This window comes from Agrobacterium sp. DSM 25558, assembly GCF_900100825.1.
GTDB lineage: Bacteria > Pseudomonadota > Alphaproteobacteria > Rhizobiales > Rhizobiaceae > Agrobacterium.
The window spans coordinates 140,583-152,434 of sequence record NZ_FMUD01000009.1 but is presented as its reverse complement, the minus strand read 5'-3'; the positions used below and the strand labels follow the sequence as shown (position 1 = coordinate 152,434).

The 11,852-nt window shown below is 56.0% G+C and carries 11 protein-coding genes; 8 read left to right on the top strand and 3 right to left on the bottom strand.

What is annotated here, in order from left to right; all coding sequences use genetic code 11:
* Positions 1 to 17: 17 nt before the first annotated feature.
* The 3 genes from DSM25558_RS10485 to DSM25558_RS10475 form a co-directional block, all read right to left on the bottom strand.
* On the bottom strand, positions 18 to 671 hold the full coding sequence (locus DSM25558_RS10485) for a methionine ABC transporter permease (RefSeq protein ID WP_077104469.1): 654 nt from the start codon (positions 669 to 671) through the stop codon (positions 18 to 20).
* Positions 664 to 1,734, bottom strand: coding sequence for a methionine ABC transporter ATP-binding protein (locus DSM25558_RS10480; protein ID WP_077104467.1), 1,071 nt, complete (start codon positions 1,732 to 1,734; stop codon positions 664 to 666). Before DSM25558_RS10480 ends, DSM25558_RS10485 begins: the two co-directional genes overlap by 8 nt.
* Before the next feature lie 69 nt (positions 1,735 to 1,803).
* Entirely contained in the window at positions 1,804 to 2,634 is an 831-nt protein-coding gene (locus DSM25558_RS10475; protein WP_077104465.1) for a MetQ/NlpA family lipoprotein, read from the bottom strand.
* 437 nt (positions 2,635 to 3,071) lie between these two features.
* Here DSM25558_RS10475 and DSM25558_RS10470 point away from each other — a divergent pair, with 437 nt between their 5' ends.
* The 8 genes from DSM25558_RS10470 to DSM25558_RS10435 all read left to right on the top strand — a co-directional run bounded on the left by DSM25558_RS10470 (position 3,072) and on the right by DSM25558_RS10435 (position 11,803).
* A complete protein-coding gene (locus DSM25558_RS10470) occupies positions 3,072 to 3,653 on the top strand; it encodes an alpha/beta hydrolase (RefSeq protein ID WP_077104463.1) in 582 nt (193 codons plus the stop codon).
* A 44-nt stretch (positions 3,654 to 3,697) separates the two neighbouring features.
* Positions 3,698 to 4,762 carry an LLM class flavin-dependent oxidoreductase gene (locus DSM25558_RS10465; RefSeq protein WP_083716402.1) on the top strand — a complete coding sequence of 355 codons (1,065 nt, stop codon included), beginning with the start codon at positions 3,698 to 3,700 and terminating at the stop codon, positions 4,760 to 4,762.
* Between the two features lie 69 nt (positions 4,763 to 4,831).
* Positions 4,832 to 5,833, top strand: coding sequence for an MsnO8 family LLM class oxidoreductase (locus DSM25558_RS10460; RefSeq protein WP_077104462.1), 1,002 nt, complete (start codon positions 4,832 to 4,834; stop codon positions 5,831 to 5,833).
* A gap of 21 nt (positions 5,834 to 5,854) precedes the next feature.
* The gene (locus tag DSM25558_RS10455) at positions 5,855 to 7,195 is read left to right on the top strand and encodes an LLM class flavin-dependent oxidoreductase (protein WP_077104460.1); all 1,341 of its coding nucleotides are present in this window, start codon (positions 5,855 to 5,857) and stop codon (positions 7,193 to 7,195) included.
* Positions 7,196 to 7,255: 60 nt separating this feature from the next.
* Positions 7,256 to 8,443, top strand: coding sequence for a M20 aminoacylase family protein (locus tag DSM25558_RS10450; RefSeq protein ID WP_077104458.1), 1,188 nt, complete (start codon positions 7,256 to 7,258; stop codon positions 8,441 to 8,443).
* Between the two features lie 22 nt (positions 8,444 to 8,465).
* Entirely contained in the window at positions 8,466 to 9,011 is a 546-nt protein-coding gene (locus DSM25558_RS10445) for a GNAT family N-acetyltransferase (RefSeq protein WP_077104456.1), read from the top strand.
* 23 nt (positions 9,012 to 9,034) lie between these two features.
* A complete protein-coding gene (locus DSM25558_RS29710) occupies positions 9,035 to 10,840 on the top strand; it encodes an amino acid ABC transporter permease/ATP-binding protein (protein ID WP_077104454.1) in 1,806 nt (601 codons plus the stop codon).
* 24 nt (positions 10,841 to 10,864) lie between these two features.
* Positions 10,865 to 11,803: an ABC transporter substrate-binding protein gene (locus tag DSM25558_RS10435; RefSeq protein WP_077104452.1), complete on the top strand. Its 939-nt coding sequence runs from the start codon at positions 10,865 to 10,867 to the stop codon at positions 11,801 to 11,803.
* Positions 11,804 to 11,852 lie beyond the last annotated feature (49 nt).

Sequence of the window (11,852 nt, the reverse complement as noted above, 5' to 3'; positions counted from 1 at the left end):
GCGTGTCCTCTTCGAGATCAATGCCTGTCCAGGCGCGCGGCCGCCTTGTCGCCAATCCACTGGATGCCGCAGACGACGACGATGAGAACGGCGACGACGGCGATCATCACGTTGGTTTCGAAACGCTGGTAGCCGTAACGGATGGCGAGATCGCCAAGTCCACCGGCCCCAATCGCCCCCGCCATTGCGGACGCCCCGATCAGCGTGACCAATGTCACGGTAAAGCCGCCGATGATGCCCGGCAGTGCTTCCGGCACCAGCACCTCGCGAATGATAGTCCAGCGATTGCCGCCCATGGCGCGGACCGCCTCGATCAACCCGTGATCCACCTCGCGCAACGAGACTTCGGCGATGCGTGCGTAGTAGGGAATGGCCGCGATGGAGAGCGGGACGATCGCAGCCCAGGTGCCAAGCGACGTTCCGACAATCAACCTCGTCAGCGGAATGAGCGCGACGAGCAGAATGATGAAGGGAATGGAGCGGAACGCGTTGACGATGGCACCGATGATCCGGTTGATCCAGAGGTTTTCGGCGATGCCACCTCTCGACGTTATGACAAGCGCAAGACCAAGCGGCAGACCGACGATCAGGGAGATAACGCCGGACGCAAAGGTCATCAATGCCGTTTCCCAAATGGAGCGGATCAGAAGTTCGATCATGATGTCAGACATAACCCAGCACCTCCACGCGAGCGTCTGCAGAAACCAGTTTGCCGGTGATATCCTTCAGTAAACTTTCATCGGAACGAGGAACGGTTAGGAAAAAACGGGCAACCGGTTGCGATTGAATATGTTCAACACCGCCTTCCAGGAGGCGCACTCCGCGCGAGAATGAGCTCCCGAGATCATTGAAAAGCTGGCTCTGCGCATAAGCGCCGACTAGGTCGATCCTGATGAGGGTATCAGCGCCGTTTTTCTCGTCCAGCCTGCGGCTGATATGTTCGGGCAATTGAGGCCGGTTGCCGCCGAGCAGACTTTTGGTGATCTCGGCAACAGGGTGCGAAAACACCGACCACACATGACCTTCTTCCACGATTCTGCCCGCATCGATGACGGCCACGCGATCTGCAATTGCGCGGATGACGTCCATCTCATGGGTAATGAGGACGATTGTCAGGCCGAGCTTGCGGTTGATGTCCTTGAGCAGGGCAAGAATGGAGCGGGTGGTTTCAGGATCAAGCGCAGACGTTGCCTCGTCAGACAGTAGCAAAGCAGGCTTTGCGGCCAAAGCCCGGGCAATGCCGACACGCTGCTTCTGGCCGCCTGAAAGCTGGTTTGGATAGGCTTTTGCCTTGTCCGAGAGGCCCACGAGCTCAAGCATTTCGCGCGCACGCGCCAACCGCTCAGCCTTGGCCATGCCCTCTATTTTAAGAGGAAGAGCGACATTTGCTTCAACGGTCTTTGCCGACAGAAGGTTGAAGTGCTGGAAGATCATGCCGATTTTGCGCCGTAGCGGCTGAAGCTGTCGTTCCAGCAGCCCGTTGATCTTGCGGCCGTCGATGATGATATCGCCGCTGTCGGCACGCTCAAGGCCATTGAGGCAGCGAATGAGCGTCGATTTCCCTGCGCCACTTCTGCCGATGATGCCAAGAATTTCGCCCTGCCGCACACTCAGCGACACCCCGTCTAACGCCGGTACCTTACCGAAACGGCGGTGCACGTCGTGCAACCGGACGACCTCTGTTGCGATCTCTATCGCCTCTTGTGGCGCTTGAACGATTTTGTGACTGTTCATGGTATTTTCCTGCAAGCAAAGGCGGCACGGAAAAATCCGCGCCGCCTTTTCGCTTTGTGTGTTTGGCTATTAGTAAGCGCTCAAGCCTGTTCCGCGATAAACCTTTTCAAACACGGCCTTTACGGAATCGTTCTGATAGGCTGCGACGATTTGCTTTACCCAGGGCTGGCTTTCGTCAGCCTGCTTGACGGCAATGAAGTTGCGATATGGGTTATCGGCAATGGGTTCCTGCGCAATGCGGTTATCTGGGCCAAGACCAGCCTTCAAAGCCCAATCCGTGTTGACGACGGCCGCATCCAAATCATCGATGGAACGACCGACGATGCCCGCGTCGAGCTCCTTGATTGTCAGCTTCTTCGGGTTTTCAGTAACATCCGCCAAAGTTGCCAGAATGCCGGTGCCGTCTTTCAGCTTGATCAGGCCCTCATTCTGAAGAAGACGAAGTGCACGGCCCTCATTGGAGGGATCGTTCGGCACGCCCACCTGTGCCCCTTCCTTCAGATCAGCCACAGTTTTGTGCGTCTTGGAGTAAAGCCCGATGGGCCATACACCAGTGTAGCCAACTGGTACGATCTTGTAGCCATGCTGCTTGATCTGATTGTCGAGGTATGGCTTGTGCTGGAAGGCGTTGGCGTCGATCTCGCCGCGTTCCAGCGCTTCGTTCGGCTGTGTGTAATCGTTAAAGATGACGGTTTCGATCTTTAGACCGCTTTTTGCGGCCTGCTTGGTGACCTCGCGCCAGACGTCTTCGTCTTCCCCGCTGATAATGCCGACCTTGATCGCCTTATCGGCTGCATGGCCGGCAGCAACGCCGGTTACGCCAGCGGCTGCAACTGCAAGCAGTGCCGTCAAGCCAGCGCGGCGTGTGAGGGAGATGGTGTTTCCAAAAATCTTTTTCATTGTTGTCGCCCCTTAAGCTTTCGAAGCAATTGCTTCTTACCTTCTGAAGAATGTCAGAGACGGTTACTCAAAACGACGCAGCGTCGTTTATTTTGCAGTGCGGAAGAGGAAAAGGTTTCTGCCTCTTCTCACGGGTTTGAAATAATCTACTTCTTTAGTCGATTATATCTAGAGTCCGAATAAATCGAAGAAGGCGCAATGATTTCCTAGTATGATCCCTTCATATTCTCCGATGAGAATAAAATTTTTATCGAATTCCAAAATATGTGCATGATTTTCTAATATAGATAAAGCAGAGAAAAACACAGATGTGGACCTGCTTGCCGTAATTGAGCATTCTGATGTCAATAGTGAAGCGCGCTGGCAACGTTGTTATCGGCTTCGCGTGAGTGATCAGCTTCATTTGAGATTTTGGCGGATTGGACCAAGGAGCAGGCATGTGTACCACCTTGATCGTACCCGGTCTCAACGGGTCCGGGAGTGACCACTGGCAACACTACTGGTTGCAGGATGATTCCGGCGCTCGGCTTGTCGATCAGGAAAATTGGCAATGCCCTTTTCTGGCAGACTGGTTGGAGTCTTTTGAGCGTGCTTTGGCAAAAATGGATCATGCCTATGTCGTCGCCCACAGTCTCGGCTGCATTTTGGTTGCCAACATGGCCGGACGGCCACTCGCCACCAAGATTAGAGGTGCTCTTCTCGTTGCTCCTGCCCAGCTTGAACGGGTAGAGGCGTTGCATCCATGCATCGTTAGTTTCGGTGAGGCTCCGATATCGCCGCTCCCGTTTCCAAGCGCTGTCATCGGCAGTGATAACGATCCTTACATGACGGCCGAAGAGTTGGAGTTGGCCAGCTCCCTTTGGGGCAGCACTCACATTAATCTCGGTTCAGTCGGGCACATCAACGTTGCAAGCGGGTTTGGCCGCTGGTCGCAGGGTTACGATCTCATGGATCGTCTCAAAGGGGCGGGTTTGCCCAATCAGGTAAGCCGTATCACCGACCATCGAGCCTTTGCATAAGACATCCGTCTCCTGATGACGGGAATTCATTCTGGAGACTTATTATGCCGCTCTCCCATATTCGTCAGTTTTCGTTCCTCATTCCAGGGAATTACGATGATGATGACCCAGTTCGTGGGATGGAGGATACATTGCGGCTTTTTGAGCAGGGCGAAAAGCTGGGTTATCACACGGCCTTCGTTCGGCAACGACATCTCGAGCGGGGTATTTCGTCCGCAGCTACGTTTCTCGCCGCTGCATCGCAACGCACGAAAAGAATTGGGCTCGGTACGGCTGTCATTCAGCTCGGTTACGAAAATCCGTTCCGCTTGGCGGAAGATCTCGCAACGGTCGATGTGCTTTCCCATGGACGACTGAATGTCGGCGTATCCGTTGGTGCGCCACCCTTCGCGCAGTTGATTTCGGCCTATACCGACCCTGCGCCGGATGCGGATTACACCCATAATCGGGCGGAGAAATTGGCAGCGGCCTTGCTGTCTGCTCCGCTCTCACCGCGAACGGACGCTGGCAATGCGGCCGGAGCCCAGGTGCCTCGGCTACGGCCATTTGCAAAAGGGCTGACTGATCGCCTGTGGTACGGTGGCGGTTCGCAGAGTTCAGCGCGATGGGCCGGGCAGGCGGGTTTTAATCTTCTGACCGGAAACATCGTCAGCGGCGAACACACCGACGATTTCCTCACTGCGCAGGCAGCACTCATTAATCGTTTTCGTCATGAATGGATTCATGAGCGAGAGCCTCGGGTCGCACTTGGCCGTGTCATTTTGCCTACCGATAGCGCAGACCCGCAAACGCGCCGCCGTTACAAGGAGTTCGCAGCTCAACGCGACAAGCGCACCGGTACGCCACACGGAGACCGTCGAACTTTGTTTCTGCCCGATATCGTCGGCACCACGGAAGAGATTTTCGAAACGCTTGCGCGTGACCCTGTCTTGCCACTCGTCTCCGAGTTCCGGCTGGAACTCCCTTATGAATTTCAGGCGGAAGACTATCGTCAGATCATCGACGACTTTGCCGGCGTCGCATTTCCATCCCTACAACAGACGACAGCGAGCGTTGTTAAAGCTCTTCCATCGGAAGACAATATTTTTTCCGTTCACACGCAAACGTAGAACGAACATCCTTTATTAGTTTAGTAAATCGGTAGACTAATCGGTCATCAGCAAATGGACGAGGTCACGATGTACTCTCTCAGCCTTCTGGATAAGAGCCCCATCTCCACCGATGAGAACGCTACAAACGCTTTTCGCGATACGCTTAATCTCGCAAAACGCGCAGAAGAGTTGGGATATCGCCGGTTTTGGGTGGCCGAACATCATAACTCGCCGGAATTGGCAGGATCTGCACCAGAAGCGCTCGTCGCATGGATTCTGGCGAAAACCTCTCGCATCAGAGTGGGTTCGGGTGGGGTCATGCTCCAGCACTATAGCCCCTATAAGGTAGCGGAAGTCTTCAATGTCTTGGCTTCACTTGCCCCGGGTCGCGTGGATATTGGCGTCGGAAAGACGCCAGGTGGTCTGCCGCTCGCAACATCGGCATTGCAGCAGGCCTATGACCCGGCACGCAAACCGGATTTCGAAACGGCATTTGCGGAACTAGATGGCCATCTGTCCGGTCCGGTTGCCGAAGGAAACGCACAGGCAGGCCTTGCTGCGACACCTGCGCCGCCTGTTGCTGCGGAAAGATTTCTGCTGGGTGCAAGTCCTGAAAGCGCAAAGCTTGCGGCATCAAAGGGTTGGAATTTTGTTTTTGCCGGTCACCTCAACGGCGATCCGGAAGTCTTGCGCTCCAGCCTTGAGACCTTCCGTGCGCAAAGCGGCGGAAGATCCGCCATTCTAGCGTTGTCGGCACTTGCAGCGAACGATCCTGCGCAGGCTGCGGCGCAGGTGGCCAATCAGCGAATTTTCCGGGTGTTTCTGAGCAATGGCAAGGCGTTCAATCTGGGGCGGCGTGAGCAGGCAGAGGAGTTTGCCCGGCAATCCGGCGATACGGATTATCGCATAGAGGAACGCAAACCCAACGTGCTGCATGGCACGGCGGTCGATATCCACACACAACTTCATCGCCTCGCAAGTGATTACGGCATCGAGGAATTCATCATCGAGCCTCCGCATGCCGGTGCGGATCAACGGCTTGCGTCAATCGAATTGCTGGCAACGCACCGCCTTTCGGCTGCCGCGTAACGGATGTCAGGAGACAGGAACATGACCAAAAAACAAGTACGTTTCGGTATCATGCTGCAAGGTCCCGGTGGCCATATGAATGCATGGCGCCATCCCAAGAGCCCGGTCGACGCCAGCGTCAATTTCCAGTTCTTCAAAGACAATGCTCTGAAGGCGGAAGCGGCGGGCATTTCCTTCGCTTTCGTGGCGGACGGGCTTTATATCAATGACAAATCCATTCCACATTTTCTCAATCGCTTCGAGCCCCTGACGATCCTTTCGGCACTTGCCGCGGTTACCACGAAGATCGGTCTTGCCGGCACGGTGTCCACCTCCTACAGCGACCCCTTTACGGTGGCGCGGCAGTTTGCCTCTCTCGATTTGATCAGCGGTGGCAGAGCGGGTTGGAACGCTGTCACGACGCCGCTCGAGGGGACGGCCAAGAATTACAGCCGCAACCATCCAGAACACGCGCTTCGCTACGAGATAGCCGACGAATATCTCGAGGTTATCAAAGGTCTCTGGGACAGCTGGGATGACGATGCCTTCACGCGCAATCGCGAAACCGGCCAGTTCTTCGATAAGTCAAAGCTGCACACGCTGGATCACAAGGGCCGCTTCTTCTCCGTTGAGGGACCGCTGAATATTCAGCGCTCAGCACAGGGACAACCGGTCATCTTTCAGGCTGGTTCTTCCGAAGCGGGTATCGGTCTTGCCGGCAAACATGCGGACGCGGTTTTCACCAATTCCGCGTCTCTGGACGAAAACCATACGTTCCTGAAGCGGGTAAGACAAAGCGCGGTCGCTCAGGGACGCTCCGCCTCCGATGTGAAGATATTCCCCGGCATCGGCCCGATCGTTGGCGAAACACAAGACGAAGCCGAAAAGAAATACGACATCATTCGCAACCTCATCACCATAGATGATGCGCTGGCCTATCTCGGACGCTTCTTCGATCATCACGATTTCAGCGTCTATGATTTGGATGCGCCATTTCCGGAACTGGGCGAAATCGGCAAGAACAGCTTCCGCTCGACCACGGATCGCATCAAGCAGCGGGCAAAAGACAAGAACCAGACCCTGCGTGAAGCTGCTCTTGAGGCAGCAACGCCACGTGAAGGCTTTATCGGCACGCCCGAAAAGGTCGCAGACGAGATCATTCGCTGGGTAGAGAACGATGCTGCCGATGGCTTCATTCTGGGCTTTCCCGTGATTGCCGAAGGGCTGGATGACTTCATCCGTCTGGTCATCCCGGTTCTACAACAGCGTGGCTATTTCGATCCTCAGCTTGAAGGCTCGACACTTCGCGATCATCTCGGCTTGCCGTTCCGCCAAAGCGTTTATGCCGGCGAGTCAACGAATTTGGACAAAGCCATCGCCTAGTCGCTGAGCGATTTTTAAGGACGCGCGGCAGGTTTGAATGCAGCGCAGGAGATAACGACCATGAATATCCACATTGACGGCGCGCGTCCCAGTGACGACGCCGAACGGGGAATCCTTGCCTTTCAGGAGGAGAGTGTCGCGATCCGTCGTGACCTGCACCGGAACCCTGAATTGTCGCGTAAGGAAAAGCGGACCTCCAGCGTCGTGGCCCGCTATCTTCTGTCTTACGGTTACGAGGTCACGGAAGGAGTTGGTGGCTATGGTGTCGTCGCTACGCTGAAGCGTGGTACTGGCGACAAACGTATCGGCATCCGGGCAGATATCGACGCGCTGCCAATCGTGGAAGAAACCGGCCTTGCCTATGCCAGCGAAAATCAGGGCGTGATGCATGCCTGCGGGCACGATGGCCACACCACGATCCTGCTGGCCGCTGCACGATATCTGGCGGAACAATCGAATTTTTCTGGCACGTTGACGCTGATTTTCCAGCCCGCCGAGGAAATCGGCGCTGGTGCGAGAGCCATGATCGCCGACCGGCTTTTCGAGCGGTTTCCGGTGGATGCGGTCTTCGGCCTTCACAATTGGCCAGGTGTTGCCACGGGTCAATTCGGTTTCGTCGAGGGGCCAGCCATGGCCTCCGTCGATAAGGCTACGATCCGCATCATTGGCAAGGGTGGCCATGGCGCGGAACCCCATGAAACCGTCGATCCGGTGCTGGCCTCTGCCGGTCTCATTACAGCCTTGCAAAGCATCGTGTCACGCAATGTAGATCCGCTTCAGATGGCGGTTTTGACGGTCGGCTCCATTCATGGCGGTACGGCGTCCAACGTCATTCCTGAAAGCGTCGAGTTGCAAATCACGGCGCGGGCCTTCTCTGAAACTGTCCGCGAGACTTTGGAACGCAGGCTGAAAGCGCTGGCAAAAGCCCAGGCCGAAAGCTTTGGTGCGACGGCGGATGTGGATTTCCACCGCGGTTTCCCGCCTGTCTTGAATCATGTCGCACAGACGACGTTCGCGCGTGGCGTGGCAAAGCGGCATTTTCCCGCGTCGCAGATCGCCGAAGACTTTCAGCCGCGCACCGCCAGTGAAGACTTCGCCTTCATGCTTCAGGAGAGGCCCGGCTCCTATCTCTTCGTGGGCAACGGGGAAAGCGCCTCACTGCACAGCCCGCATTACGATTTCAACGACGCCATCATCGCGCCGGCGGCCCGTTACTGGGTCCGACTGGCGGAAGCCTACCTTTCCTGATCTCAACACCGGAAGCAAAATCATGAGCGACAGTTTTCTCTATACATCTGTTCTCGACCCGCTCGCACAGCCGCTGCTGGACGAATTGCTGTTCGAATATGACAGCCGCTACGGCACGTTTTTCAATGCGGAAGGTGCCAAAGCAGAACTCAGCAAGTATCCGCCAGAGGCCTTTAGCCCGCCCTATGGCAATTTCCTGCTTCTGTTGCGGGATGGCAAGGCCATCGGCGGCGGTGCCTTCATGCGGCACGATGACGAAACAGCGGAGTTCAAACGCGTCTGGACACATTCGGCCCATCGACGTCAGGGACTGGCGAAAAAGGTGTTGGTCGAGCTTGAACGTCAGGCCATTCGGCAGGGATATGCCCGGATTTATCTGACCACGGGTTTCCGTCAGCCGGAGGCCGTGGGCCTCTATCTCTCCAATGGTTACAGGGCGCTGTTCGACACCACGGCAGACCCGCAAACCATCAAATCCTTGCCCTTCGAAAAGTGGCTCTCCGTTGCGTCAACGGCATCGTCCTTTGACACCGCGACGACACCCCGTGCCGTGAGCCATCACGCATAGATCAGCTCTGAAAGGGCCGCCTCATGACCATCGCGTCCGATTTTCCGCAAGTGGCAGTGAATGAACGAAAGGTCGCGCCAATCAAGGGCGATTATTCGCACTTTCGCATCGTTCCCGCCCGTTATCCGCTGCGCACTTTTGGCACGATCGCATCCATCGTCATTATCGCGGCAGTTCTGAATTCCGTATTCGGCAATCCCCGCTGGGGCTGGGATGTGTTTGCAGAATGGTTCTTTGCCGAACCCGTGCTGGTTGGCCTTGGTAGAACGCTGCTTCTGACAGTTCTTGGCGCTTTCCTCGGCTTCGTTCTTGGAACGGTTCTGGCGCTGGCACGCGTGTCCGGCTCACCACTGCTGGTCGCCATCTCCTGGACCTATATCTGGATATTCAGGTCCATCCCGCTGATCGTTCTGCTGCTGATCCTCAACAATCTCGGTTATCTCTATGAAACCATCACGATAGGCGTGCCTTATACCGGCATCAACTTTATCAGTTGGAACACGACACAACTGATGACGCCGTTTGCGGCGGCGGTCATCGGCCTCACCTTGAATGCGGGTGCGTTTTCCTCGGAGATCGTGCGTGGCGGTATTCTGTCCGTCGAGCAGGGCCAACTGGAAGCAGCCGCATCGCTCGGCCTGCCGCGTCGCAGACAGTTTTCCAAGATCATACTGCCGCAGGCCATGCGCACAATTTTGCCCAATGGTTTCAATGAAATCATCCTCATGGCGAAAGGCACGTCGCAGGTCTATATTCTTGCCCTGCCAGAACTTTTCTACACGATCCAGATCATCTATCGCCGTAATCTGGAAGTCATTCCGCTGCTGATGGTGGCAACCGTCTGGTATCTCATTATCCTGACCGTTCTCTCCATTATCCAGCATCACATCGAGCGGCATTTCTCTCGCGGCGCGCTGCGCAATCCACCACCATCCTTTTTCAACACGCTGTATCGCACGGTCTGGCCACGCTCAGCTGTGACTGAAGCCAACAAAAAGATCGATGCAGTTACGTATACGTCGGAACGTCCGGTCGCTGTTCGCTCAGGCAGCTTCCAGCTTGGAAACAGAGGCGGCAACGTCACCATCCATGGGGTTTCGAAATCCTTCGGTTCTCTCAAGGTGCTAAAGGATGTAACCCTCACGGTTCCGGCAGGCAGCGTCACTGCCATTCTCGGCCAATCCGGCTCCGGCAAATCTACCCTGCTGCGATCAATCAATCATCTGGAACGGGTGGATGACGGTTTCATCGCTGTTGATGGCGAACTGGTCGGTTATCACCAGAAGGGCGATACGCTCTACGAGTTGAAAGAAAAGGACATCCTCAAACGCCGCGTCGAGGTCGGCATGGTGTTCCAGAGTTTCAATCTGTTTCCGCATCTGACCGTTCTGGAAAACATCATTGAGGCACCTGTGACGGTGCGTGGCATTTCCAGAACCCAGGCGGAAGCGGAAGCGCGCGACCTGCTGGCCCGTGTCGGCCTGGCGGAAAAGGCGGGTGCATACCCTCGCCAACTCTCCGGTGGTCAGCAGCAGCGCGTTGCCATTGCCCGTGCGCTTGCTTTGCGGCCCAAGGTTCTTCTGTTCGACGAGCCCACATCGGCGCTCGATCCTGAACTCGTCAATGAAGTGCTCGATGTCATCAAGGAACTCGCCCGGTCCGGCGTCACCCTCATCATCGTCACACACGAAATCGGCTTTGCCCGCGAAGTCGCCGATACGGTCGTCTTCATGGAGCAGGGCAGGATACTGGAGACCGGAACACCGGAGAAGGTTTTGACCAAGCCAGACCATCCCCGCACAGCCGAGTTTCTCGCAAAAGTCCTATAAAATTCAAACAAGAGGAAACATTCAATGATTTCTAAATCGATATTGCTGTCGGCCATCAGTGGCGGGTTGATCACCGCGTTTCTCTCCTTCGGGCAAGCGGCGCACGCACAGGAAATCGACCTCTCGCGAGAGCAGAAAGGCCGTGTGCGTGTTGAGAAGGTGGAAGAGGCCGCAAAACTCATTCCAGCCGATTTCAAGTTCGTCACACCGGGCAAGCTGACCGTTGCGACCAATCCATCGCGCCTGCCGCTAGGGGATTATGCCAATGACGCAAAGACCCCAATTGGCAGCGAGCCGGATATTGCCCAACTCGTGGCTGACAGCCTTGGCCTTCAGCTCGAACTGATACCTGTTGCCTGGGCCGACTGGCCGCTCGGTCTCGTGTCAGGAAAATTCGATGCCGTTATTTCCAACGTCACCGTCACCGAAGCGCGCAAGGAGAAATTCGATTTTTCCAGCTATCGCAACGATCTGCTTGGCTTTTACGTCGCGGCTGACAGCAAGGTGACCAGCATTACCAAGCCGGAAGAAATTGCAGGCCTGAAAGTCATCGTCAGCGCTGCCACCAATCAGGAACAAATCCTGTTGAAATGGATCGAGCAGAACAAGGCCAAGGGCCTGGCGGCCACAGACGTGCAATATTACGACGATCAGGCCGTGCTCGATCTTGCCTTGCAGTCCGGTCGCGCAGACGTCTATCTCGGCCCCAACGCCACATCCGCCTATCAGGCCGCGACAATCAAGAAAACCAAACTCGTTGGCACATTCTCCGGTGGTTGGCCTGAATCGGCGGAAATCGCGGTCGCGACGAAAAAAGGCTCCGGCATCGATGCGGCAATCACCGCGGGGCTGAATGCGCAGATCAAGAACGGCAATTACACAAAGGTTCTTGCCCGCTGGAATCTGGCGTCCGAAGCGATCACGGAATCGCGCACCAACCCACCCGGTCTGCCGAAAAGCTGAGTTGAGAGGCAGCCTCACTCAGCCGGTGGCGCAGGCATCCTCCCGCCCG